Annotated in this window: 27 protein-coding genes; 13 read left to right on the forward strand and 14 right to left on the reverse strand. The window is 65.7% G+C overall.

The window, feature by feature from the left end:
- Nucleotides 1-120 precede the first annotated feature (120 nt).
- Nucleotides 121-747, reverse strand: coding sequence for an isochorismate family cysteine hydrolase YcaC (gene ycaC / locus AC3WLF_RS23275; protein ID WP_010812838.1), 627 nt, complete (start codon nt 745-747; stop codon nt 121-123).
- A 91-nt stretch (nt 748-838) separates the two neighbouring features.
- A complete protein-coding gene (locus AC3WLF_RS23280; protein WP_013953523.1) occupies nt 839-1516 on the reverse strand; it encodes an isochorismatase family protein in 678 nt (225 codons plus the stop codon).
- A gap of 152 nt (nt 1517-1668) precedes the next feature.
- Between AC3WLF_RS23280 and AC3WLF_RS23285 the strand changes: the two genes are divergently transcribed.
- From AC3WLF_RS23285 to AC3WLF_RS23300, 4 genes are all read left to right on the forward strand, one after another.
- A complete protein-coding gene (locus AC3WLF_RS23285) occupies nt 1669-2577 on the forward strand; it encodes a LysR family transcriptional regulator (RefSeq protein WP_492317396.1) in 909 nt (302 codons plus the stop codon).
- A 430-nt stretch (nt 2578-3007) separates the two neighbouring features.
- Nucleotides 3008-3232 carry an isochorismatase gene (locus tag AC3WLF_RS23290; protein ID WP_492358896.1) on the forward strand — a complete coding sequence of 75 codons (225 nt, stop codon included), beginning with the start codon at nt 3008-3010 and terminating at the stop codon, nt 3230-3232.
- A 98-nt stretch (nt 3233-3330) separates the two neighbouring features.
- Nucleotides 3331-3552: a translation initiation factor IF-1 gene (infA, locus tag AC3WLF_RS23295; protein WP_008646230.1), complete on the forward strand. Its 222-nt coding sequence runs from the start codon at nt 3331-3333 to the stop codon at nt 3550-3552.
- 77 nt (nt 3553-3629) lie between these two features.
- On the forward strand, nt 3630-3884 hold the full coding sequence (locus tag AC3WLF_RS23300; RefSeq protein ID WP_018308947.1) for a hypothetical protein: 255 nt from the start codon (nt 3630-3632) through the stop codon (nt 3882-3884).
- 30 nt (nt 3885-3914) lie between these two features.
- On the opposite strand, the gene AC3WLF_RS23305 is transcribed toward AC3WLF_RS23300, so the two are convergent.
- From AC3WLF_RS23305 to AC3WLF_RS23320, 4 genes are all read right to left on the reverse strand, one after another.
- Nucleotides 3915-4289: a hypothetical protein gene (locus tag AC3WLF_RS23305; protein WP_492317394.1), complete on the reverse strand. Its 375-nt coding sequence runs from the start codon at nt 4287-4289 to the stop codon at nt 3915-3917.
- Nucleotides 4290-4382: 93 nt separating this feature from the next.
- Nucleotides 4383-4709 (reverse strand): hypothetical protein, encoded by a 327-nt coding sequence (locus AC3WLF_RS23310; protein ID WP_492317393.1) that lies wholly within the window; start codon nt 4707-4709, stop codon nt 4383-4385.
- Nucleotides 4710-4850: 141 nt separating this feature from the next.
- Nucleotides 4851-5153 carry a hypothetical protein gene (locus AC3WLF_RS23315; RefSeq protein WP_492317392.1) on the reverse strand — a complete coding sequence of 101 codons (303 nt, stop codon included), beginning with the start codon at nt 5151-5153 and terminating at the stop codon, nt 4851-4853.
- Between the two features lie 178 nt (nt 5154-5331).
- Nucleotides 5332-5535: a cold-shock protein gene (locus AC3WLF_RS23320; RefSeq protein ID WP_010812830.1), complete on the reverse strand. Its 204-nt coding sequence runs from the start codon at nt 5533-5535 to the stop codon at nt 5332-5334.
- A gap of 324 nt (nt 5536-5859) precedes the next feature.
- On the opposite strand from AC3WLF_RS23320, the gene AC3WLF_RS23325 reads away from it, so the two are divergent.
- Entirely contained in the window at nt 5860-6087 is a 228-nt protein-coding gene (locus AC3WLF_RS23325) for a hypothetical protein (protein ID WP_010812829.1), read from the forward strand.
- 81 nt (nt 6088-6168) lie between these two features.
- On the opposite strand, the gene AC3WLF_RS23330 is transcribed toward AC3WLF_RS23325, so the two are convergent.
- On the reverse strand, nt 6169-8406 hold the full coding sequence (locus tag AC3WLF_RS23330; RefSeq protein ID WP_492317390.1) for an NADP-dependent isocitrate dehydrogenase: 2238 nt from the start codon (nt 8404-8406) through the stop codon (nt 6169-6171).
- Between the two features lie 338 nt (nt 8407-8744).
- On the opposite strand from AC3WLF_RS23330, the gene AC3WLF_RS23335 reads away from it, so the two are divergent.
- Complete coding sequence (locus tag AC3WLF_RS23335; protein WP_492358897.1) at nt 8745-10106, forward strand: esterase-like activity of phytase family protein; 1362 nt, start codon at nt 8745-8747, stop codon at nt 10104-10106.
- Between the two features lie 69 nt (nt 10107-10175).
- Here the strand turns inward: AC3WLF_RS23335 and AC3WLF_RS23340 are convergent, their stop codons facing one another.
- The gene (locus AC3WLF_RS23340; RefSeq protein WP_492317388.1) at nt 10176-11717 is read right to left on the reverse strand and encodes a methyl-accepting chemotaxis protein; all 1542 of its coding nucleotides are present in this window, start codon (nt 11715-11717) and stop codon (nt 10176-10178) included.
- Between the two features lie 279 nt (nt 11718-11996).
- On the opposite strand from AC3WLF_RS23340, the gene AC3WLF_RS23345 reads away from it, so the two are divergent.
- Nucleotides 11997-12425 carry a phasin family protein gene (locus tag AC3WLF_RS23345; protein WP_010812825.1) on the forward strand — a complete coding sequence of 143 codons (429 nt, stop codon included), beginning with the start codon at nt 11997-11999 and terminating at the stop codon, nt 12423-12425.
- A 12-nt stretch (nt 12426-12437) separates the two neighbouring features.
- Here AC3WLF_RS23345 and AC3WLF_RS23350 read toward each other — a convergent pair whose 3' ends face one another.
- Nucleotides 12438-12743, reverse strand: a complete 306-nt coding sequence (locus AC3WLF_RS23350; RefSeq protein WP_492317386.1) for a DUF1272 domain-containing protein — start codon at nt 12741-12743, stop codon at nt 12438-12440.
- A 167-nt stretch (nt 12744-12910) separates the two neighbouring features.
- Here AC3WLF_RS23350 and AC3WLF_RS23355 point away from each other — a divergent pair, with 167 nt between their 5' ends.
- The 5 genes from AC3WLF_RS23355 to AC3WLF_RS23375 all read left to right on the forward strand — a co-directional run bounded on the left by AC3WLF_RS23355 (nt 12911) and on the right by AC3WLF_RS23375 (nt 15716).
- Complete coding sequence (locus AC3WLF_RS23355) at nt 12911-13114, forward strand: STAS domain-containing protein (RefSeq protein ID WP_492352884.1); 204 nt, start codon at nt 12911-12913, stop codon at nt 13112-13114.
- 255 nt (nt 13115-13369) lie between these two features.
- Complete coding sequence (locus AC3WLF_RS23360; protein ID WP_492317384.1) at nt 13370-13978, forward strand: C39 family peptidase; 609 nt, start codon at nt 13370-13372, stop codon at nt 13976-13978.
- On the forward strand, nt 13975-14886 hold the full coding sequence (locus AC3WLF_RS23365; RefSeq protein WP_492357244.1) for a hypothetical protein: 912 nt from the start codon (nt 13975-13977) through the stop codon (nt 14884-14886). The genes AC3WLF_RS23360 and AC3WLF_RS23365 overlap by 4 nt, the downstream gene beginning before the upstream one ends.
- Nucleotides 14887-14918: 32 nt before the next feature.
- On the forward strand, nt 14919-15353 hold the full coding sequence (locus tag AC3WLF_RS23370) for a hypothetical protein (RefSeq protein ID WP_492317382.1): 435 nt from the start codon (nt 14919-14921) through the stop codon (nt 15351-15353).
- Nucleotides 15354-15401: 48 nt separating this feature from the next.
- The gene (locus AC3WLF_RS23375; RefSeq protein WP_492317381.1) at nt 15402-15716 is read left to right on the forward strand and encodes a hypothetical protein; all 315 of its coding nucleotides are present in this window, start codon (nt 15402-15404) and stop codon (nt 15714-15716) included.
- Between the two features lie 403 nt (nt 15717-16119).
- Here the strand turns inward: AC3WLF_RS23375 and AC3WLF_RS23380 are convergent, their stop codons facing one another.
- The gene (locus tag AC3WLF_RS23380; RefSeq protein WP_492358898.1) at nt 16120-17049 is read right to left on the reverse strand and encodes a LysR family transcriptional regulator; all 930 of its coding nucleotides are present in this window, start codon (nt 17047-17049) and stop codon (nt 16120-16122) included.
- Between the two features lie 178 nt (nt 17050-17227).
- Here AC3WLF_RS23380 and AC3WLF_RS23385 point away from each other — a divergent pair, with 178 nt between their 5' ends.
- Nucleotides 17228-18202, forward strand: coding sequence for a tripartite tricarboxylate transporter substrate-binding protein (locus AC3WLF_RS23385; RefSeq protein WP_492317379.1), 975 nt, complete (start codon nt 17228-17230; stop codon nt 18200-18202).
- A gap of 8 nt (nt 18203-18210) precedes the next feature.
- On the opposite strand, the gene AC3WLF_RS23390 is transcribed toward AC3WLF_RS23385, so the two are convergent.
- The 4 genes from AC3WLF_RS23390 to AC3WLF_RS23405 form a co-directional block, all read right to left on the reverse strand.
- On the reverse strand, nt 18211-18498 hold the full coding sequence (locus AC3WLF_RS23390) for a XapX domain-containing protein (protein WP_492317378.1): 288 nt from the start codon (nt 18496-18498) through the stop codon (nt 18211-18213).
- 39 nt (nt 18499-18537) lie between these two features.
- Nucleotides 18538-19998 (reverse strand): aldehyde dehydrogenase family protein, encoded by a 1461-nt coding sequence (locus AC3WLF_RS23395; RefSeq protein ID WP_492358899.1) that lies wholly within the window; start codon nt 19996-19998, stop codon nt 18538-18540.
- A gap of 160 nt (nt 19999-20158) precedes the next feature.
- Entirely contained in the window at nt 20159-21784 is a 1626-nt protein-coding gene (locus AC3WLF_RS23400) for an MFS transporter (protein ID WP_492352887.1), read from the reverse strand.
- Complete coding sequence (locus AC3WLF_RS23405) at nt 21781-22230, reverse strand: DoxX family protein (protein WP_492317375.1); 450 nt, start codon at nt 22228-22230, stop codon at nt 21781-21783. Before AC3WLF_RS23405 ends, AC3WLF_RS23400 begins: the two co-directional genes overlap by 4 nt.
- Nucleotides 22231-22259 lie beyond the last annotated feature (29 nt).

Genomic DNA, 22259 nt, shown 5'->3' on the forward strand with positions numbered 1-22259 from the left:
GGACTGAGCCCCGTACAGTACAGGGCTCAGTTCGGTTCCACCTAGCTTTGACTCTCCAACTTTACGGGGTCAGTTCACTTGCGGGAGAGGGAGCGAACCGGCAGCGCTGAAGGACGTAGCTTACTTGCTGCCCTTCACCGTCGTGTACGCCGTAATCAAATTCCGGTAATCCGGAATATGGTTCGAGAACAGCGTGCCCAGGCCCTCGATGTCGTTGCGCCAGTCGCGATGCAGTTCGCAAGCCACGCCGAACCACGTCATCAGCTGCGCGCCGGCATCCGACATCCGCTGCCAGGCGGAATCGCGCGTGATTTCATTGAAGGTGCCCGAGGCATCGGTCACGACAAAAACTTCGAAACCCTCTTCGATCGCCGACAACGCCGGGAAGGCCACGCACACTTCGGTGACCACGCCGGCGATCAGCAGCTGCTTCTTGCCAGTGGCACGCACCGCGGCAACGAAGTCCTCATTATCCCAGGCGTTGATCTGGCCCGGGCGCGGAATGAACGGTGCGTCAGGGAACATGGCCTTGAGCTCAGGCACCAGCGGTCCGTTGGGGCCATCCTCGAAGCTGGTGGTCAGCACGGTCGGCAGCTTGAAGTACTTGGCCAGGTCGGCCAGTGCCAGCACGTTGTTCTTGAACTTGTCGGGCTCGATATCCCGCACCAGCGACAGCAGGCCGGCCTGGTGATCGACCATCAGGACGGCTGCCTGGCTCTTGTCAAGGCGCTTGTAGGGCTTGCTCATGGTGTGCTCCTGTCAACAAAAAAAGGTACGCACGCGTGGCGTCTGCCACGCGTGCGTACCCCTGGGTATGCCGTGCGTTGCCGGCAAGGCGTCAGCGCTTGGAGTCCAGCACCTCGTGGTTCTTCTCCACGTCCTGCGCCTTGAGATAGCTTTCAATCAGCAGGCGGTAGGCCGGGAAGATCTGCGTGTAGACCTCGGCCCATTGCTGCGCGTCCGGGCGGTTCCAGCTCTGCTGCAGCTCAGAGGCCACGGCGGCGGTATCCATCGGCACCACGCCGGCCTGGACAATGCGCGCCAGGGTGATTTCCTGCGCCATCTTCGAATAGGTGCCCGATGCATCCACCACGGCAAACACCTTGTAGCCGTCAGCCACCGCGCTGATCGACGGGAATGCCATGCACACGCTGGTGATGGTGCCGGCGATGATCAGGGTCTTCTTGCCGGTCTCGCGCACCGCGGCGACAAAGTCGGGGTTGTCCCAGGCGTTGATCTCGCCCTTGCGCGCAACATATTTGGCATGGGGGGCGTTTTCGTGGATTTCCGGAATCAGCGGGCCGTTCGGGCCTTGCGGCACGGATGCCGTGGTGATCACCGGCAGCTTGCACAGCGTCGCCATCTTGGCCAGCGCGGCCGCACGGGCGCGCAGCTCAGGCATCGGCATGTCGCCAACGGTCTGGAACAGGCCACTCTGGTGGTCGATCAGCAGCATGGCCGTATCGGCGGGATCCAGTACCGGACGCTTGCCGTTGAAATTCGCGGGTGTGGTCATTTGGCTTTCTCCTATGCGGTTGGCGAAACCGGCGACTCTGGGCAATCCCCAAGCCGACCGTGTGGCGCAAGCATAGGTCTTGGCAGATCGCATCGCTAGGAGGGAAAATCTGCCCTCAGCGTCCTACTGGCAGGACGACAGGAGCCGCCCGCTTGCATCCCGACCTGAATGACCTGTATTACTTCGCGCAGGTAGTCGATCACCAGGGCTTTGCGCCCGCCGGGCGCGTGCTCGGCATACCCAAGTCCAAGCTGAGCCGGCGCGTGGCCATGCTGGAAGAACGCCTGGGCGTGCGCCTGATCCAGCGCTCGACGCGGCGTTTCTCCGTGACAGAAGTGGGGCAGACCTACTACGCCCACTGCAAGGCCATGCTGGTGGAGGCCGAAGCGGCCGAGAGCGCGATCGCGCAGAGCCGCGCCGAACCCAGCGGCCTGGTGCGCATGAGCTGCCCGGTGGCGCTGCTGCACGCGCGGGTGGGAGACATGATTGCGGATTTCATGGCGGCCAACCCCAAGGTCATCGTGCACCTGGAAGCCACCAACCGGCGCGTGGACGTGGTGGCGGAGGGGATCGACCTGGCCATCCGCGTGCGCGTGCCGCCACTGGAAGACAGCGACCTGGTGATGCGCGTGCTGGCCGAGCGCGCCTGGTGCTTCGTGGCCAGCCCGGCGCTGCTGGCCGGCCATGGGCCGCTGCTGGCGCCCGCGGACCTCAACGCGCTGCCAACGCTGGACCTGGGGCCGCCGCGCCCCTCGCACACCTGGTCGCTGTACGGCCCCGATGGCGCCAGCGCCGAGCTGCACCACAAGCCCCGCCTGGTCACCGACGACATGATCATGCTGCGCACCGCGGCCGTGGCCGGTGCCGGCATCGTGCAGCTGCCGGTCATGATGATGACCGACGAGCTGCGCGATGGCCAGCTGGTAAAAGTCCTGCCGGACTGGTCGGTCAGGGGCGGCGTGATCCACGCCGTGTTCCCGTCACGGCGCGGGCTGCTGCCTTCGGTGCGTGAACTGATCGACTTCCTGTCGCGGCGCTTCGCGCAGATCAGCGAACTCTAGGCACCGCAAGGCGGCCCCTCCAGGGGCACTGCCCGTCACGCGGGCAGGATTGACCCGGAAGTGGTATCATCCGGGATCCTATGCACGGATCGGCAACGCCCGACATCTGTGCGCCAGCCGCAAGACAATCCCACAAGAAGCATTCAGCGGCGGCATATCGGGCGTACACCCGATGCGTCTTTGGGCCAGCCTATGCAGAACGGCCCACCACCCTATCCGACCAGCGGCACGTCCGCTCCGCAACGATCGCCCCTGTACCTGGCGCATCGGCTTGCGCAGGCATGGTCCACTTCACGCCAGATGCAACGCCTGCGCAGCCGCGCGGGCCCGACGCTGGCCTACAGCAACGGCGAACGGCCGCCACCGCGCGACGCCTGCATCGGAACGATGCTCCGCGCCCCTGCGGCCGCGCCTTAGAACAGGCATCACATTGAATCGAGTCAACCCTACCCCTTACACCGTTTCCGTCTATCCCATCCAGCAGGAACCCGGCCTCTGGTTCGCGACCTACATGATTGCGGAATACCGCAATGGCGCCGAACGCATCGTCGCCAACGTGGCAATGCGCCACGACACGCACCGCTCTGAAGCCCGCGCCAGGCAGTCCGCCCGCCGTGCCGGCGAACGCGCCGCAGCACGCCTGCGCCAGCCGTAAGCCAGGCATCGCAAGCCCCATCCCATCGGCCAGTTGGTGTCCAGTTGGCCGTCACAACAGCTCGCGCACAAGCGGCGCGGCTACAGCAAGGAGCCCCCTTGGCAAAAGAAGAACTGGTCGAATTTGGCGGCAAGGTGTCGGAAGTCCTGCCCGACAACCGTTTCCGCGTGATCCTGGAAAACGGCTTCGAAGTCTGGGCGTATTCGTCCGGGCGGCTGAAGAAGAACCGCATCCGCGTGCTGGCGGGCGACCGCGTCACGCTGGAGATGTCGCCCTATGACCTCACCAAGGGGCGCATCAACTACCGGCACAAGTCGTAGGCCGGCGTCATGGCATGCGCCGCGCCGGCGCGTGCCGTCCCGCTAACGATTCATCCCTCAATCAAGGAGAACCGATCATGTCCGTCATCGAAGAATGGGAAGCCGTGCACCTGACGCCCGAAGGCTGGCAGGCAGGCAGTTACCGGCATGCACCGTGGCAGGCGGTTGAAGTCGCACCGCCCGCATCCGGCGTGCTGACCGTCAGGCGCCACGTGACTGCCACCTATTGCGGGCCGTCGCGCGCGGTGGAAGACCGTACTCCCGAGATCGCCGACATGGCGCTGATCGAGGCGCTGCTGGAGCGCCACGGCAATCCGGTATTCCAGATCTGACCTGACCTGGCTTGACGATTGCGTGCGGCCTCAGCCGAGCACGCGCACATGCGGCCGGGCCGTCCTGAGCCCCGCGCCGACCGTCCTCAGCTCGCCGTCCCATGGCGAGGCGGCGAGGTCCAGCACCGCATCGCCCTCGCGAGCCTTGTCGTGCAGCTGGTCGCGCACCACCTGGCCGATGGCCAGGCGGCACAGCGCCTCGCCGCTGGCGGCAAGCTGGCCCTGCAGGGCCCCTGGCTCGGCCAGCACGCCGAACGACCGCCGCCCCACACCCACGAAGCTGGTGAACAACACCCCGGTGGGGCGCTCCGCATCGATAAAGCAGACCGCAACGTGATAGGTGATGCCTTTGCCCTCACCGGGCAACGTGCACAGAAAACCGGATGATCCCGAACGCATGTCCATGAACGGACTCCTTGCAGTCTGACGGATAGCGCCGCGCCTGTTTCCCCGCTCCGCAACTGGCCTGTGACCAGGCCGCTGCGGAACCGAAAATACCTAGATCGACGCCACGGATTCGCCGGCGACCAGGCCATTGATGATGTCTTCGCCGAACTGCAGCGCGCCGCGGCGCGCCGAGCCGATGTTCTCCCAGCGCGACTCGCTCATGGGGTACACGCGCGCATGGTCGCTGCCAGGGCGATAGCCCTCGCGGCAAATCACGATCGACGCGAGGAAGCTGCTGTCGGGCTTGGTGCGCGGCCAGGCCTGCTCAGGCCGATGGCGATAAACCAGGGGATACAGATCGAAACCCTTGTAGCTGGCAAAGGGCGTACTGCCGGGAACAGTGTTGCCGGGACTGCGGCTGGGACTGCTGTCGCTCACGACATCTCCATGCGGCATCGTGCCGCGCTGATGGGAAGGATTGCTGAACTCATGTGGATCACGCGCACGGCATGGGCCATGACCCCGCGCAGGCGTCAGCGGCGCAAATGCACCGCGGCGCCAGGGTCCGTCGTCGGACCTTCAGGACGCCATCGGCGCGCCGGCCGTTGTTACCGATACCCCCGGCACCGCGCCATTGATGATGGCCTCGGCATAGCGCAACGCACCGCGTCGCGCGCCACCGACGTTATCCCACGGTGCGGCGTCCAGGCGGAACGTGCGCGCCTGCATGCCTTCTGGTGACTCGCCTTCCAGGCAGATCACCACGGCAGCATCGAAGGAACGGTCGGGCCGCGGCTCGGGCCACACGCGCTCGGCGGCGTGCTTGTACACAAGGGGATAGAGGTCGTAGCCCTTGTAAGTTGCAGCCGGATAGATATCCATGGCAGCCTCCGCCGTGTGGTGATCCTGCCCCCACTCTACGCTTGTTGCCGCGTCAGCAGTGGCTTTATTTCACGGTTGCGGGGAATAGCGGCAACGGAAACAAAAAAGCTCCGCGTTGGCGGAGCTTTTTTCATTGGACTGGCGCCTCGGCGCTCAGCTCAACTCAGGTCGGTGCGATTCAGATCGGCTCGATCTTGGTCGCGGCCGGGCCCTTTTGGCCGACGCCAGCGACGTAACGCACCTTCTGGCCTTCTTGCAGCGACTTGAAGCCGTTGCCCTGGATTTCGGAGAAGTGCGCGAACAGGTCGTTGCCGCCTGCATCAGGCGTAATGAAGCCAAAACCCTTCGAATCGTTGAACCACTTGACGGTACCGGTTTCCATGTTGGATTCCTCAATAAGTTTTTTCTCACCGGCAAAAGCGCCGGCAAGGCATGACGATCAAGGAAGACACAAGGAGAAAAAGTGGCGCCGTGTGGGCAAGCACCTGGACTTCTAGGTTGCTGCTTGAAAGATCCTGCACTCATCCTTATACAGGCCCCACCCAGGCATGTCAACGAACTTCACCGGATCGGGCCCAAATCACATGGAAAGTGCGGGTTGAGGTTCTCGCCGAGCGAATTCTCGAGTGCGCCGCATGTTCCTGCCCACTTCCGGCCCCGAAGGCGCCGGCATGCTACAGTGGCCGATCGAACGGAACAGACACGGATGACACTCTGCACTGCCTGCCAGGCCATTGAACGCCACGTGCGCGGCGCCCCCGGGCACGCGGCACTGCGCATCACCGATACCCGACGCATCAAGCCCGCCGGCTCCGCCGCCGTCACCATCAGCAGCTTCGTCTGCCAGGACTGCGGCGCGCTCTGGACCTACCGGGACCAGAAGAGCGGCCCGGAACAGGGGTGGGACATCCATATGGAAGCGCAGCAGCCATAACGCCTTCCGCGGCGCAAAGAAAAACCCGGGCCAGGGCCCGGGGTTGCGATGCCTGCCGGCCCGCCAGGCGGGCCAGTCCGGTCAGGCCGTCACGGTCGACAGCGCGGCGTTCAGCGTCTGGCTCGGGCGCATAGCGGCGCTGAGCTTGTCGGCTTCCGGCATGTAATAGCCGCCGATATCCACCGGCTGGCCCTGCACGGCGCCGAGTTCGCCAACGATCTTCTGCTCGTTGTCGGTCAGCGTCTTGGCCAGCGGCGCGAACTTCGCGGCCAGTTCGGCGTCCTCCGACTGGGCGGCCAGTTCCTGCGCCCAGTACATCGCCAGGTAGAACTGGCTGCCGCGGTTGTCCAGCTGGCCGGTCTTGGGCGACGGGCTCTTGTTGTTGTCCAGCAGCTTGCCGGTGGCAGCATCCAGCGTCTTGGCCAGGATCTTGGCCTTGGCATTGCCGGTCTTGATGCCAACGTCTTCCAGCGACACCGCCAGCGCCAGGAACTCGCCCAGCGAATCCCAGCGCAGGTGGTTTTCTTCCACCAGCTGCTTGACGTGCTTCGGAGCCGAACCGCCGGCGCCGGTTTCATACATGCCGCCACCGGCCATCAGCGGAACGATCGACAGCATCTTGGCGCTGGTGCCCAGCTCCATGATCGGGAACAGGTCGGTCAGGTAGTCGCGCAGGATGTTGCCGGTCACCGAGATGGTGTCCAGGCCGCGGATCACGCGCTCCAGCGTGTAGCGCATGGCGCGCACCTGCGACATGATCTGGATGTCCAGGCCGTTGGTGTCGTAGTCCTTCAGGTAGGTCTCGACCTTCTTGATCAGCTCGGCTTCGTGCGGACGGTACGGGTCCAGCCAGAACACGGCCGGCATGCCCGAGTTGCGCGCGCGCGTGACGGCCAGCTTGACCCAGTCGCGGATCGGCGCGTCCTTGACCTGGCACATGCGCCAGATGTCGCCCTGCTCGACGTCCTGCGTCAGCAGCACTTCACCGGTGGCCAGGTCGACGATGTTGGCGACGCCGTCTTCGGCGATCTCGAAGGTCTTGTCGTGCGAGCCGTATTCTTCGGCCTTCTGCGCCATCAGGCCGACGTTGGGCACGGTGCCCATGGTGGTCGGGTCGAAATTGCCGTTGGTCTTGCAGAAGTTGATGATCTCCTGGTAGATGCGGGCAAAGGTGCTTTCCGGGATCACGGCCTTGGTGTCCTTCGGACGGCCGTCGGCGCCCCACATCTTGCCGCCGATGCGGATCATGGCCGGCATCGAGGCATCCACGATCACGTCGTTGGGCGCGTGCAGGTTGGAGATGCCCTTGGCCGAATCCACCATCGCCAGTTCCGGGCGATGCTCGTGGCAGGCGTGCAGGTCGCGGATGATCTCTTCGCGCTTGGAGCTGGGCAGCGCCTCGATCTTCTCGTACAGGTTGACCAGGCCGTTGTTGACGTTCACGCCCAGTTCGTCGAACAGCGCGCCGTGCTTGGCGAAGGCTTCCTTGTAGAAGATCTTGACGGCGTGGCCGAACACGATCGGGTGCGACACCTTCATCATGGTCGCCTTGACGTGCAGCGACAGCATCACGCCGGTCTTGCGCGCGTCTTCGAACTGCTCTTCATAGAAGTCGCACAGCGCCTTCTTGCTCATGAACATGCTGTCGATGATCTCGCCATCCAGCAGCGAGACCTTGGGCTTGAGCACGATGGTCTTGCCGCTCTTGGTGACCAGCTCCATCTTGACGTCACGCGCCTTGTCCAGGGTCATGGACTTTTCGCCGTGATAGAAGTCGCCATGCTTCATGTGCGCCACGTGCGTGCGCGAAGCCATGCTCCACTCGCCCATGCTGTGCGGGTGCTTGCGCGCGAAATTCTTGACCGCTGCCGGTGCGCGGCGGTCGGAGTTGCCTTCGCGCAGGACCGGGTTCACGGCCGAGCCCAGGCACTTGGAATAGCGCTTCTGGATCGCCTTTTCTTCGTCGTTCTTCGGGTCTTCCGGATAGTCCGGCACCTTGTAGCCCTTGCCCTGCAGTTCGCGGATGGCGCTGACCAGCTGGTGCACCGAGGCGCTGATGTTCGGCAGCTTGATGATGTTGGTGTCCGGCAGCTGGGTCAGCTTGCCCAGCTCGGCCAGGTTGTCCGGCACGCGCTGCGCTTCGGTCAGGAATTCGGGGAACTCGCCCAGGATACGGCCCGCCACCGAGATGTCGCTGGTGGTGACGTTGATGCCGGCGGGCTTGGTGAAGGTCTGGATGATCGGGAGGAACGCACTGGTCGCCAGCAGCGGAGCTTCGTCGGTCAGCGTGTAGATGATGGTGGGTTGCTGGGTACTCATTGCTTCTCTCAGATCCTCGAACGGGTGGTAGGACATCCGCCTGCTGGGTCACAGCGCGGCGGCATACTAGGCGAAAAATAGAATTTTGCCTCAGTTTGCTTTCAGGGGCCTGAAAACCCACTGCTTTTTGCGCGGCTATCGGCAGAAATCCGGACGCCGGTGCCGCGTTGGGCCGTCCTCGCAGCATGATCGTTCGCAGATTGCACCGGCACGGTGCCCATATGGCACCTACGCTGCAGTGCAACATGCCGGGCCATGCGTCCCACGGATCACAGTTCTGTCAAACTTGGCGCCGACAATGCAGGGTTTTGTCATCTTGAACGCCAAGGAAAACCACAATGTCTCGTCATTTGCTGCTGGCCCCGGCGGCCATCGCACTGGGCTGCCTGGGCGCGGCGCAGGCGTGGGCGCAGGCCCCTGCCGCCTACCCCGCCACGCTGGCCGGCCACGCAGTGCTGCCGGCCCAGACCCTGCTTGCCGTGCCGAAGGATGCGCCCGCTGACCTGCAGGTCAGCGGCAAGTTCACCACCGCGCAGCGCGTGGACACGCCGGGCACGGTCGAAGGCAAGTCCAATGGCCGCCCCACCGGCGTGTCGCTGCCGTTCCGCGGCCAGCCGGCACAGGGGCATTCCGGCATCAAGCGCATGGCCGACGGCAGCTTCTGGGTGCTGACCGACAACGGCGCCGGCGCCAAGGCCAACTCGCCGGACTTCATGCTGTACCTGAACCGCTACAAGGTGGACTTCGGCAGCGGCCGCCTGCAGCGCCTGAAGACCATCTTCCTGCACGACCCCGACAAGAAGGTGCCGTTCCGCATCGTCCACGAGGGCACCAGGCAGCGCTACCTGACGGGGTCGGATTTCGATACGGAGAGCTTCCAGTTCGCCGATGGCGCGGTCTGGATCGGCGACGAGTTCGGCCCGTTCCTGATCAAGGCTGACATGGACGGCAAGGTGCTGGCCGTGTTCGACACCAAGGTCGACAGCAAGGTGGTGCGCTCGCCCGACCATCCCGCCGTCACCGCGCCCGGCGCGCCGGACGGCAGCGTGAAGTTCCAGGTGCGGCGCTCCAAGGGCTTCGAGGGCATGGCGTCCTCGCCCGATGGCAGCAAGCTGTACGCGCTGCTGGAAGGCGCGCTGTGGGACGAGGCCGCCAAGGGCTACGAGAACGATGGCGGCAAGCCCTACCTGCGCGTGCTGGAGTTTGATGTCAGGCAGCAGGCCTGGACCGGCCGCCACTGGAAGTACGTACTGGAAGGCGCCAGCCACGCCATCGGCGACTTCAACATGATCGACGCCACCACCGGCCTTATCATCGAGCGCGACAACGGCGAAGGCACGCCGGACAAGGCCTGTCCGGCCGGGCAGAAGCGCCCGGACTGCTTTGACGACGTGGCGAAGTTCAAGCGCGTGTACAAGGTCGAGCTGAGCGATGCCAACGCCGGCGGGCCGCTGCGCAAGATCAGCTATATCGACCTGCTGCGCATTGCCGACCCGGCCAAGCTTGCGCGCAAGCCGTTGACCGATGGCGTGCTGGCGTTCCCGTTCTTCACCATCGAGAACGTCGACGTGGTCGACGCCACGCATATCGTGGTGGGCAACGACAACAACCTGCCCTTCAGCAGCAGCCGCGAGCCGAACCAGGCGGACGACAACGAGCTGGTGTTGCTGGAGGTGGGGGAGTTTCTGAAGGCGCGGTGAGCGTCCGCTGCGATGGAGATGCTCCCCTCTCCCGCTTGCGGGAGAAGGGAGCAAGCAAACAGCCTACGCTTACGCCGCCAGCCTGAACGTCGACACCGCCTCCTTCAGCCGCTGCGCCTGCTCCTCCAGCGAGCCTGCTGCAGCGGCGGCCTCTTCCACCAGCGCGGCATTCTGCTGCGTCACGGTATCCATCTGCGTCACCGCCTGGTTGACCTGCTCGATCCCGGCGCTCTGCTCGGCCGAGGCCGCGCTGATCTCGCCCATGATGTCGGTCACGCGCTTGACCGCGGCAACGATCTCCACCATGGTCTGGCCGGCCTGCGTCACCTGCATCGAACCCTTCTCGACGCGATCGACCGAATCGCCGATCAGCGCCTTGATCTCCTTGGCGGCGGAAGCGCTGCGCTGCGCCAGCGTGCGCACCTCGCCCGCGACCACGGCGAAACCGCGGCCCTGCTCGCCGGCGCGCGCGGCTTCCACCGCGGCATTGAGCGCCAGGATATTGGTCTGGAAAGCGATGCCTTCAATCACGGCGATGATGTCGACCACCTTCCTCGACGCGCCGTTGATCTCCTCCATGGTCTCGGCAACCTTGCCCGCCGCGTCGCCGCCCTTCTCGGCGATGTCCGATGCATTGACCGCCAGCGTGCTGGCCTGGCGCGCGTTGTCGGCGTTCTGGCGCACGATGCTGGTCAGCTCTTCCATGCTGGCCGCGGTCTGCTGCAGCGACGAGGCCTGTTCTTCCGTGCGCTGCGACAGGTCGGTGTTGCCGGCCGCGATCTGGCTGGTGCCGGACACGATCGACTCGGTGCCCGCGCGCACCTGGCGCACGATGCGCAGGATATTGGCGTTCATGTCCGCCAGTGCCTGCAGCAGCTGTCCGGTTTCATCGCGGCTGTCGACATCGATGCGGCTGGTCAGGTCGCCCGACGCCACGGTGCGCGCCACCGCCACGGCGCGATGCAGCGGCCGCGTGATGCCCGCCGTCAGCCATACCGAAAACGCGATGCCGATCGCCAGCACCACCACGCCCAGCCCGATCAGGCTGTTGCGCGCGTTGACGTAGATGCCGTTGATCTCGCGCGCGGTGGCGTCGATGCTGGCGCGCTGGATGTCGAGCAGCTTCTGGATCTCGCCCAGATAGGCGTCGCCGGCCGGGACGAACTCTTTCTCCAGCACCTGGTTGGCCTCTTCGGTCAGCCCCTCTTGCTTGAGTTTGGTGATCTTGTCGCGGCCGTTGTTGTACGGGTCACGCACGCTCAGGATCTTCTGGAATGCGGCCTTTTCCTCGGCCGAGCTGAGCATGGGCTGGAGCTTGTCGCGCAAGGCGGCGATGCCTTCGATCGACGCCTTGGTCTCGGCCGCGAAGAACGCGCCGAGCGACGGGTCGGCACTGCGCGCCACCGCCGTGGTGCGGCGCACGCTGGTGTGCATGAGGCGGTACCAGTCGCTGACCAGCCGCTCCTTGGTCAGCGGCTGCTGCATCATCGCGTGCGTGCGCTCAGCCACCTGTTGCAGGCGCATCATGCCGAATACCGTCATGAGCGCAGAAAGCAGCAATACCACCCCAAAGCCGATGCCGAGGCGGACCCCGATGCCTAGATTCTTCATGTCTTCTACCTGATTAGCACTGGTTACGGCGAAGTGCCGGTCCGCGCCTGGGACGGCGCGGCGTTCTTCGCTCTCATCGTCCGCGGACGCGCCCGGTCGGGCCGACGCACTTGCGGGCTATGGATGCCAACGGCATGGGGTCCGGAAACTTTAGGGTCTTCCTCGATTGACGGCCAGAAGTGTGCGGATACCGGCTATAGTGGACAGGAACCCGGCCGAAGGGCACGCTCCATCCCCGCCGCCGGCCACCCTGCCAGTCCTTCCAGAAGGAGACCCAGCATGGCCACGCCTCCCAATCCCTTTGCAGACTTCACCAAGATGATGGAACAGTTCCGCCTGCCGGGCGTGGACATGAGCGCGGTAATGGAAGCGCGCCGCAAGGACATCGAGGCCCTGACCGAGGCCAACAAGCTGGCCTATGAGGGTATCCAGGCCCTGGTGCAGAAGCAGCAGGAGATCTTCGCCCAGACCATGCAGCAGCTGCAGGCGGCCGCTCAGCAGTACAGCACTGCAGGCAATCCTGCCGAGGCCATGGCCAAGCACAGCGAATTCGTGCAGCAGCAGCTGCACCAGGCATTGGAGAACATGCGCGCGCTGGCCGAAACCGCGCAGAAGGCGCAGGCCGAAGCGCTGGCCGTGATCAGCAAGCGCGCCGAGCAGAATGTGAAGGAGGCTGGCGAGTTGCTCAAGCCGAAATCCAAGGGCTAGCCCAGGCCACCGCTAGCGCTGCTCGGGCGGGACCGGGGCGATCGCTCCGGCAAAGCGGGCATGCACCTCGAGGTCGACCGGCCGGTGCTTCACCCTGGTACTGGCCGGGTTGTTGCCGAGGTAGTTACCGTTCTTCCAGTCGCGTACCGGGCGCACCGGCCGCGGCACGAAGCCACCCCCGCAGTTCGGGCAGACGTTGCTGAGCCTATCCACGCAGTCTGCACAGAAGGTGCATTCGTACGAGCAGATGCGGGCTTCGGTCGATGCGGGTGGCAGGGGCTTGTTGCAATGCTCGCAGCCCGGTCTGAGTTCCAGCATATCGCTTGCTTCCTGTGTGGGTGAACGATTGGGGATCGACGCTATCGTAGCCGCATTTCCGGTGGCGGGGCTCGCCCGTTCCCGCGCGGCATCGCAGCCGGCCCCGGCCTGATGCCCGGCGCCGCCGAATTGCTGCGCTACCACCGCAAGGATTATCAGCCGGGCCTGTGGCAAGGCCACTTGGCTTCTACGAACTGGCCCACTACCCCGAGGCCCGGCCCTTGCCGGGGCTGCTGATCTACCGCTTCGAATCGCCGCTGACGCCCTTCAACGCCGATTTCCTGCGCCAGCGCATCCTGGCGCTGACCACGCGGCACGAGGTGCGCTGGGTCGTGACCGATGGCCCTTCCGCCGCAGGCTCAGCACCATAACGCCAGCCCCCACCAGCGCGATGCCCAGCCATTCGCGCGGGGCGGGCCGCTTGCGCAGCGTGCTGATCGCGAAAATTCCCCGCGTCCCGCAGACATCTCTCTGCCCCAAACGGCCAGAACTGCATGGCCTTGCAGAATCGGCCGTCTCCGCAAGCCCGCTGGCGTGGCTAACCTGCGGCATATCGGAAGTAATGAGAACTATTTTCATCTCAGCGCTGCTCCGGACTTCGCAGAACTTGTTCCAGACGCCCCGACATGAAACGCAAGGCCATTTCCTTTCTCGCTCTGACACTAGCCCAGGTTTGCGAAGCGACCGCGGTAGGCACGCCCTCAGTGCGCTCATGGACGGCACTGCGCGATACCGGCGTGATCAAGCAGAAATTCGACTACTCCTGCGGCGCCGCTTCGCTGGCGACCTTGCTGCACCACTACTACGGCGATCCGGTAGACGAAGCCGCGGTCCTGCAGCAGATCGCCGCGACGGGCCCTGCCACCTTCAGCGCGCTGTCCGCGGCGGCGGCCCACTTCGGCTATGAGGCGCGCGGCTATTCGCTGTCGCTGGACGCGCTGCGGCAGCTCGCGCTCCCTGCGATCGTCTTTCTCTACGCAGGCAACGACAACCATTTCTCTGTCTTGCGCAGCATCGACGCGCATTCGGTGGAGCTTGCCGACCCGTCGTACGGCAACCGCATCTACGCCATCCCCGATTTCCTGCGCCTGTGGACCACCCGGCCCAGCCGCGACTATCCCGGCCGTGCGCTGGTGGTGCTGCCGCGCAAGGCGGGGCAGGCCGGCAATGCGGCGTTCATGCGGCCAATTCCCGCGAAATTCGGCGGGCTGCCGTTGAGGCCCATCCAGCCATGAAGTGGCGCCTGCGCAGAATGGTCGCGGTGACCGCCACCGCCTTCGCCCCGTGTTCCGCGTCGGCGCAGATCGTGCCGACGCTGGAGGACTTGCTGACGGCACAGAACCGCTGGCGCGCAAACCTGGGGCTTTCGTACTTCAACCATGAAGCCAATGGCACCGCGGCTAGTGGGCCGATCTATATCCAGGTCGGGCAGAACATCATCCCGGTAGCGACGGGTGTCATCCCAAAAACGCGGAATGTGGATTCGCTGGTCGCTTATGCCGGGCTACGCTATGGCTACTCGGCCGACACGGAACTCTCGTTCTCCGGTACCGGTTCGCATACCAGCGAGCGCACCTTGTTCGAGGGCGTCGGCAACCGCTCGAGCACGAACACCAACTTCTCCAGCCTGTCGCTGGCCATCAGCCATCGCTTCCTTAAGGAACGAGGCAGTCCTGGGCTGGTGGCCTATCTGGAAACCGGTGCCGTGGAACACACCGGCGATGCCACCACCTACTTCAGCAGCTTCACCGCCGGCGGCACGCTCTATCGCACCATCGATCCTGTCGTGCTCAGCCTGAATGCTGCCTATCGGCTGAACCTGCCGCGCCATGATGGCGCCTCGCCCACACCGGGCAACGTGCTGTTGCTGACGCCACAGGTCGGCTTTGCCGTCAACGAGACCGTGACGCTCTATGGCGGCATCAAGTGGCAATTGCAGCAGGCCGAAGACGACCCGCAGGGCTTGCCCTCGCAACGCAACACGCAAACCGCATTGGTCTTCGGGCTGGGTTACCGGGCCAGCGACCGGACCACCATTTCACTGAGCGGCAACGCCAATATCAGCGGCCGCGGCGGTGCACAGGTAACGCTCAGCACAGTAGTGAAGCTGGGCGCCATGCCCGAAAGGGAACGTTTTCAGTGAGTGTTGACCTTTGACTTCAAGGAGAGCTACCGATGCAAGTCGTACCAAGAGCTTCTGCCGCCATTGTCCTGGCGTGCCTGTGCTGCGGCGCGTGGGCCAAGGCGCCCGTGACATTCAGCGATATCGAGCGGATGGATAGCACACCAGGACTGCATATCAGCCAGTTGTCGAGCATGGAGATGGATACTATCGAAGGATCTCTTGCTCCAATAGTGGTCGCTGCAGGAGTGGCGGGGGCAGCCGTTGCCAGTGGCGCAGGATATCTTATGGCCGCGGACAACCCCAACGCCAGAGATTTCGCCTGGTACACCGGCTTGGGCTTTACCGGCGGGACATTGGCAGCCATTGCCGCAACGATGCCGCCTGTTGCAGGCAGCATCACTACGTTAGGAGGGGCCCTGTTGCCCTTGCTCCCGCCACCGCCGCGGGACTTCAACCCGGACGACTGCGCCGTCCGCGCGTGCTGACACCTTGATCCGACAGCCCGGGGATCGCCATCGCCGGGCAAGGTGAATATGACTATGGAATTAGGCGTCAGCAATTTCGACAAAGTAAAAGGCTTGTACAACTCGGTGGTCTTCTTCATGCTCGTACCGAGATACCTGCTGTTTCCGCAGCTATTTAAGGAGCGGTACCTGACGGTTGCGATACATCTTCTGTGCTGCTTTGTAGGGAATTTGTTTGTCCTTACCTTCTATTTCCCGGGATCCCGGATTCCACCCTTCTATGAAGCGATGTTCAATCCGGTGATGAGCTTCTGGATGGCAGTGGTCTTGTGCATCATCGAACAAGCGTATCCGGGTTACTACAAGGACCTTGATCGCCGTTAATTTCGCGAGTCCCCGCCATGCCGGATATACAACTCAGTACTTCTGACATTACCAAAATCTTTTACTTGGGCATCGTATTCGTTGCACTTGTTCCCCGGTATTTTCTGTGTCCACTTATCCGGCGGCGTCGCTATCAGGCGCTCATCGGCGCGATGTTTGGCATCTTCCTCGCAAACTTCGCAATTCTGGCGTTGCTGCTACACGGCAAGCTGGGGCTGGCCTATTTTCAAACGTTCGGCGCACTGTTGGTGAGCATATGGGTGTCGTTACTCCAGTGCCAGATCGACAGGACGAACGCCGGAAAGCCCGCCCCCCGCCAGGGCCAAAGCAAAGGCCATGCGAACGGGCGTTGTTCACGAAACGGAGAAGACGGGCAAGTCCCGCTGACTTTGCCGCGCCCCCCTCACCGCACCCACCCCCTCTCCATCAACGGCACATCCCACGGCGGCTCGCCCTGCAGCCTATCCGCCAGGTAGTCCACCAGCACCCGCACCTTCAGCGCCTGCCGCTGCGTGGCCGGATACACGGCGGCGAACTCGAACGATGACAGCGCATAGTCGTGCAGCACCGGGACCAGCCGGCCGGCCAGCAGGTCTTCGCTGGCGACCAGCGTGGGCAGGCAAACCACGGCGGCACCGCTGACCGCATAGTCGCGCAGCAGGTGGACGGAGTTGGTGCGCATGCGCGGGGCCAGGTCGATCTCGACCGATTCAGCATCGCGCGAGAAGGTCCACTTGTTGCGGGTCGGGTAGGCGGAGTACAGCGCCACCTTGCTGCAGATCAGGTCCGCCGGCCGCTCCGGCTTGCCCCAGCGCTCAATGAACGCCGGGGCCACGCAGAAGATGCGGCGCAGCGTGAACAGGCGCCGCGCGATCAGCGAATCGTTCTGGGGCGCGAAGATCTGGAAGGCCACGTCGAAGCCTTCCTCGATCGGGTCGATGACGCGGTCGTTGACGACGACGTCCAGTTCGATATCAGGATACTGCTGGCTGAAGCCGGCCAGGATATCGGCGAAGTGGCCAATGGCGAAGCCGGGCAGCACCTGGATGCGCAGGCGCCCCGCCGGGGTGGCGCGCAGGTCGCGCATCTGGTCGGTCAGGTCGGCCAGGTTGGCGACCACGTCGGCGCATTGACGGTAGTAGGTCTCGCCCACTTCCGACAGGCGCACGTGCCGCGTGCTGCGATGGAACAGCGGCGCGTTGATGTACTTCTCGAGCTGCTGCACGCGATGGCTGACGACGGAATTGGTCACGCCGAGCTGGCGCGCGGCCTCGGCAAAGCTTAACGTGTCCGCGACCCTGACAAAGGCTTCGATACTGAGAAAACGGTCCATGGCAAACCCGTGCGAAGAGGATCATGACCCACCGCAGTGCTACCATCTGGCCCTCGCCGGGCCAGCAAGGCCGACAACGTACCGCGGTTGCTTGCACAACGGTGGGGCGCGGCGACATCCCGGCCGCGATCAGAAGACAGTTCGACGGCAATCATAGCGAACGAGGGGCAGATCCGTCATGCAGATCCGTGCATTGCATCGCCGTCGCCTGGTGCTGGGCGGCGCCGCAGCCATGCTGCTGGCCGGCCGCGCCGGCGCACAAGCGCGCAGCAACGGCCCGCTGATGCTGGTCGTGCCGTTTGCGCCAGGCGGCGTGGTCGACAAGACCGCGCGTGCAGTCCATGTTGGCCTCGGACGGCGGCTCGGCCAGACCGTGGTGATCGAGAACCACGACGGCGCCGGCGGCACCATCGGCACGGGCATCGTGGCGCGCAGCAAGGCCAACGGCCACACCATCGGCCTGGTCTATGACTCGTATGCGACCGAGCCGCTGGCCTACCCGAACCTGCCTTACCGCGCCGGGCGTGATCTGACCGGCGTGTCGTATATGGTGCGCGCGCCAATGGCGCTGGTGGTGCCGGCAGCGTCGCCGTGGCGCACGCTGCAGGACTATGTGCGGGCATGCCGACAATGGCGCGAGGTGTCTTATGCCTCCGTGGGTATCGGCAGCTCCAACCACCTGACCGCCGAATGGTTCCACCAGGCCGCCGGCACCCATGGCCTGCACGTGCCGTTCCGCGGCGGCGCCCCGGCACTGAAAGACCTGCTGGGCGGCCATGTCGATTCGATGTTCGCCAGCCTGCCGCTGGTGCTGGCGCAACTGCAGGCCGGCAAGCTGCGGGCGCTCGCGGTCAGCTCTTCTGCGCGCAATGCGCATCTGCCGACGGTGCCCACGCTGGCCGACACCTGGCCAGGCCTGGTCACCTATTCCTGGGTCGGCATGATCGCGCCGGCCGGCACGCCGGCCGCGCAGCTCGACCGCCTGGCCGCCGCAGTCAGCCAGACGCTGCGCGAAGCGGCCGTCACGCAGTACCTGTACGACAATGGCTTTGAAGTCGTGGCCAGCGGACGCGAGGCGATGAATGCACTGGTCGCTTCCGAAGCGGCGCGCTGGGCGGAACTGGCGCGGCAACGCACGCTGGCGCTGAGCTAGCGCGATGCCTAGTGCGCCTGCGGCTCGTCCCGTGCTGCTTCCGCAGCCGGGCGAGCCGCCGTCGGCGCCGACGGTGCGCCGGTGATCTTCGGCACGCACTCGCCACGGAACCAGGCCACCGTGACCGGCTCGCCCGCCAGCAGGCGCTTGACGGGCGGCACCACTTGCTCGCCGATCAGCATGCCCAGCAAGCCGATCAGCGCCACCACCGGCGGCGCCGGCGAGCGCACCTGCAGCAGTGCATAGATGATGCCGACCAGGATGCCGGCGGCCAGTGATACCAGATAGAGCTTCATTGCCTTCTCCCTGAAATGATTGGTGGTGCCGCGCGGGCTTCAGCGCGCAAAGTGCGGCGCAATGCCGGCATCCACGTTGATCCATACCGAGCGCGACTCGGTGTAGCCGTGCATCGCCTCGAACCCCATGTCGCGCCCGTAGCCGGATTCACCCACGCCGCCGAAGGGGCTGCCCGGATGGACGCGCTTGTAGCAGTTGACCCAGCACATGCCACCGCGGATATCGCGCGCGAGGCGGTGCGCGCGGGCCAGGTCGCGCGTCCATAGCCCGTTGCCCAGCCCGTATTGCGTGGCGTTGGCGATGGCCAGCGCCTGCTCGTCGCTGGCAAAGCGCAGCACCGTGACGACCGGGCCGAAGACCTCTTCCTGGGCGATGCGGTCCTGCGGGCGCGCAGCGACCACGGTGGGCTCGACATAGAAGCCCTGGCGCAGGCGAGGGTCGGCAGGGGCCTTGCCTCCGGCCAGCACGGTGCCAGCCTGGGCCTGTGCCATCTCCACAGACTCGAGCACGCGGTCGCGGTGGGCGGCCGAGGTCAGCGGCCCCATCTCGGTGGCAGAATCGGCCGGATCGCCCACGCGGATCGATTGCGCCAGGGCCACGAAGCGCTCGAGGAAGGCATCGGCGATGTCCTCATGCAGCAGCAGGCGCGAGCCGGCGATGCAGGCCTGGCCCTGGTTGTGGAAGCTGGCCCAGGCCGCGCCCGCCACGGCGGCATCCAGGTCGGCATCGGCAAAGACGATATTGGCGCCCTTGCCGCCCAACTCTAGCTGGATGCGCTTGAGGTTGGCGCGCGAGGCCTCGACGATGCGCCGGCCGGTGGCAGTGGACCCCGTGAAGGCGATCTTGTCCACGTCGGGATGATTGGCCAGCCGCTGCCCGGCCACGTTGCCGAAGCCGGGCACGACGTTGATCACGCCCGGCGGGAAACCGACGTCAGCCGCCAGCGCCGCCACGCGCAGCGCGGACAGCGGCGTCAGCTCCGACGGCTTGAGCACCACCGTATTGCCCGCCGCCAGTGCCGGCCCCAGCTTCCAGCCGGTGAACATCAGCGGGAAGTTCCACGGCACGATCTGCCCCACCACGCCGACCGGGGCCCGTTGCACATAGTTGAGAAAACCGGGTTCGACCGGCACCACGGTGCCTTCGATCTTGTCGGCCATGCCCGCGAAGTAACGGAAGCACGCCGCGGTGCGCGGTACGTCGAGGCCGCGCGCATCGCGGATGGGGTGGCCGGTGTCGGCGCTTTCGAGCTCGGCCAGACCCGTGTCGGCCTCGATGGCGTCGGCCAGCCGTGCCAGCAGCCTGCCGCGTTCGCCGGCGGCGAGGCGCGACCATGCGGGAAAGGCGCGCCGCGCCGCGGCCACGGCGCGGTCGATATCGAGCTGCGCGCCCGCGGCCACGCGCGTGATCAGGCTGCCGTCGTGCGGATTGACGACGTCGAGGGTGTCCCCGTCAAGGGCGTCGACGAAGCGGCCGTCGATAAACAGCTGGTTGTGCATCGGGATCCTTGGGGACGGGGAACGCGTAGGTGGCAGGGTGGCGGCATTGCCTGAAGGGCGGTGTCGGTGCGCCACGCCTGCCCTCACCCCTGCCCCGCTCCCGCAAGCGGGAGAGGGGAGTTCCGCAGCGGCAGATCGGAAGGCCGTCGCTATGGCTTGCTTATTCCAGTGGCCGCCCCGCTGCCAGCAGGTGCCGCACCCGCGGCGGCCCTTCGCCGGTGTGGAAGCGCGCGACCTCGCGCTGCAGGTCTGCGTCCGCGTGCGGCACGCGCTCGTGCTGGCGCAGGTGCTCGGCCCAGGATTCGACCAGGAACCACTCGGTGTAGGCCTCGGCATCGGCCGGGTCCTCCATCACGCCCCAGTTGAAGGCGCCGTCGCGCAGCCGTTCCTCGGACAGCTTGTGGATGGCTTGCAGGAAGCCTTGGCGGTCGGCCGCGCGCACGCGGTATTCGATCAGGATCATCACCGGGCCGCGGTCGTGCGCCACCTCCTCGGCGGCTTCGGGCGCAGGCCAGTGCCGTGCCGGGCCCAGGTCTTCCTCGCCACGCGGCAGCTTGACGCGGTGCATGACGAAGGCGGCCACGCACAGCGCGGCCGCGGCGATCATCAGCGCCGCCGGCGTGCCCAGCCCCTGCGCGACAAAGCCCCACACCAGGCTGCCCAGCGCCATGGCGCCGTTGAACACCATCTGGTAGACCGCCAGCGCGCGGCCGCGCACCCAGTTGGGCAGGATCGCCTGGGCCGTGCCGGCCAGCGTGGTCAGCGCCAGGATCCATGCGGCGCCAAGCAGCAGCAGCGCCAGCATGGCGACCCATGCCGGCGGCGCCACCGACAGCACCGCCATCACCGCCGCGGTAGCCAGCGCCGCGGCCAGCATCAGCTGGTCCAGGTCCAGCCGCTTCTGCAGGCGCGGCATCACCAGCGCGCCCAGGATTGCACCCACGCCGACCGCGCCAAGCAGCATGCCGTACAGCGATGCGCCGCCGTGCAGCATCTGGCGCGCCACCAGCGGCAACAAGGCCCAGATGCTGCTGCCCAGCGCAAAGTAGCAGGCCGCGCGCAGCAGCACCACATGGAGCTTGCTGTGCGCCCTGGCAAAACGCACGCCGGCGCGGAAAGCACCGAAGAAATGCTCGCGCAGCGGGTCTTCGGCGCGTGCCGGGCGCTTCCACCACAGCAGCGCGGCAATCACGAACAGATAGCTGGCCACGTCCGCGCCATAGGTTGCCGCCGCGCCGAACGCGGCCAGCAACAGGCCGCCCGCGGCCGGTCCGATGGCGCGCGCGATATTGACGCCCAGCGAATTCAGCGCCACCGCCGGCTTCAGTTCACCGGCCGGCACCAGCTCCGGCACGATCGACTGCCAGGTCGGCCCCATCATCGCGGTGCCGATGCCGCCCAGGAATGCCAGGCCGATCAGCAGTTCGATGGTCAGCCCGTCCTGCCATGCCAGCAGCATCAGCGAACCGCTGACCATTGCCAGCCCCACCTGGATCACGATCAGGAAACGGCGCCGGTCGAGGATGTCAGACAGCACGCCGGCGGGAATCGCCAGCAGGAACACCGGCAGCGTGCCGGCCGCCTGGATCATGGCGACAGCGGCGGGCGAGCCCGACAGGTCAGTCGCCAGCCAGGCGCTAGCCACATCGCGCATGAAGCTGCCGATATTGCCCAGCACCGTCGCCGCCCACAGCACGGCGAAGGTGCCATGCGCCAGCGGCGCGAAGCTGCCGCCGGCCGGGGCGGCGGCACCGGGGACGGGCGCGGGCTTGGCGGCCGGGCTCATGCCTGGCCCCTGGCCGCGCGGCGTTGCCGCAAGTCTTCCCAGGCCACCAGGCAAAGGCCGCCGGCAAGCGCGATATGCTCGAAGAAGGCGTTGGCCTGCCCGAAGCGCGCATCCGGCGGCGCCTGCCAGAAGCGGTTGGCGACAAAGGTCGCCAGCACGGTGAAGACGGCCAGCGCCAGCGCGCCCAGCCACCGCAGCCGCCCGCTCAGCATCAGTGCGCCCGCGCCCAGTTCCAGCACGATCACGGCTGCCGCCAGCGGCACGGCCGGCGCCAGGCCGAAGTGTTGCATCTCGGCGATGGCGGCACCAAAGTCGGCCGCCTTGACCAGTCCACCCTGCAGGTAGGGCGCGGACAGTGCCAGCAGCGCCAGCCAGCGCAGCCAGGCCGAAGGCGCGCCGGGCTGGGTCGCCGCGCCCGCCGTGGGGAGGATGGGATGGGCAGTCATGATCGGGCCTCCTGGTATCGGCAATGCAG

The sequence above is a fragment of the Cupriavidus sp. FW306-01-F10A genome (assembly GCF_058782785.1).

Coding starts and splice junctions, on each gene's coding strand:
- ycaC (WP_010812838.1), bottom strand. CDS start 747: ATGAGCAAGCCCTACAAGCGCCTTGACAAGAGCCAGGCAGCCGTCCTG.
- AC3WLF_RS23280 (WP_013953523.1), bottom strand. CDS start 1,516: ATGACCACACCCGCGAATTTCAACGGCAAGCGTCCGGTACTGGATCCC.
- AC3WLF_RS23300 (WP_018308947.1), top strand. CDS start 3,630: ATGTCCGTCATCGAAGAATGGGAAGCCGTGCACCTGACGCCCGAAGGC.
- AC3WLF_RS23305 (WP_492317394.1), bottom strand. CDS start 4,289: ATGGACATGCGTTCGGGATCATCCGGTTTTCTGTGCACGTTGCCCGGT.
- AC3WLF_RS23315 (WP_492317392.1), bottom strand. CDS start 5,153: ATGGATATCTATCCGGCTGCAACTTACAAGGGCTACGACCTCTATCCC.
- AC3WLF_RS23320 (WP_010812830.1), bottom strand. CDS start 5,535: ATGGAAACCGGTACCGTCAAGTGGTTCAACGATTCGAAGGGTTTTGGC.
- AC3WLF_RS23325 (WP_010812829.1), top strand. CDS start 5,860: ATGACACTCTGCACTGCCTGCCAGGCCATTGAACGCCACGTGCGCGGC.
- AC3WLF_RS23330 (WP_492317390.1), bottom strand. CDS start 8,406: ATGAGTACCCAGCAACCCACCATCATCTACACGCTGACCGACGAAGCT.
- AC3WLF_RS23335 (WP_492358897.1), top strand. CDS start 8,745: ATGTCTCGTCATTTGCTGCTGGCCCCGGCGGCCATCGCACTGGGCTGC.
- AC3WLF_RS23340 (WP_492317388.1), bottom strand. CDS start 11,717: ATGAAGAATCTAGGCATCGGGGTCCGCCTCGGCATCGGCTTTGGGGTG.
- AC3WLF_RS23345 (WP_010812825.1), top strand. CDS start 11,997: ATGGCCACGCCTCCCAATCCCTTTGCAGACTTCACCAAGATGATGGAA.
- AC3WLF_RS23350 (WP_492317386.1), bottom strand. CDS start 12,743: ATGCTGGAACTCAGACCGGGCTGCGAGCATTGCAACAAGCCCCTGCCA.
- AC3WLF_RS23360 (WP_492317384.1), top strand. CDS start 13,370: ATGAAACGCAAGGCCATTTCCTTTCTCGCTCTGACACTAGCCCAGGTT.
- AC3WLF_RS23365 (WP_492357244.1), top strand. CDS start 13,975: ATGAAGTGGCGCCTGCGCAGAATGGTCGCGGTGACCGCCACCGCCTTC.
- AC3WLF_RS23370 (WP_492317382.1), top strand. CDS start 14,919: ATGCAAGTCGTACCAAGAGCTTCTGCCGCCATTGTCCTGGCGTGCCTG.
- AC3WLF_RS23375 (WP_492317381.1), top strand. CDS start 15,402: ATGACTATGGAATTAGGCGTCAGCAATTTCGACAAAGTAAAAGGCTTG.
- AC3WLF_RS23380 (WP_492358898.1), bottom strand. CDS start 17,049: ATGGACCGTTTTCTCAGTATCGAAGCCTTTGTCAGGGTCGCGGACACG.
- AC3WLF_RS23385 (WP_492317379.1), top strand. CDS start 17,228: ATGCAGATCCGTGCATTGCATCGCCGTCGCCTGGTGCTGGGCGGCGCC.
- AC3WLF_RS23390 (WP_492317378.1), bottom strand. CDS start 18,498: ATGAAGCTCTATCTGGTATCACTGGCCGCCGGCATCCTGGTCGGCATC.
- AC3WLF_RS23395 (WP_492358899.1), bottom strand. CDS start 19,998: ATGCACAACCAGCTGTTTATCGACGGCCGCTTCGTCGACGCCCTTGAC.
- AC3WLF_RS23400 (WP_492352887.1), bottom strand. CDS start 21,784: ATGAGCCCGGCCGCCAAGCCCGCGCCCGTCCCCGGTGCCGCCGCCCCG.
- AC3WLF_RS23405 (WP_492317375.1), bottom strand. CDS start 22,230: ATGACTGCCCATCCCATCCTCCCCACGGCGGGCGCGGCGACCCAGCCC.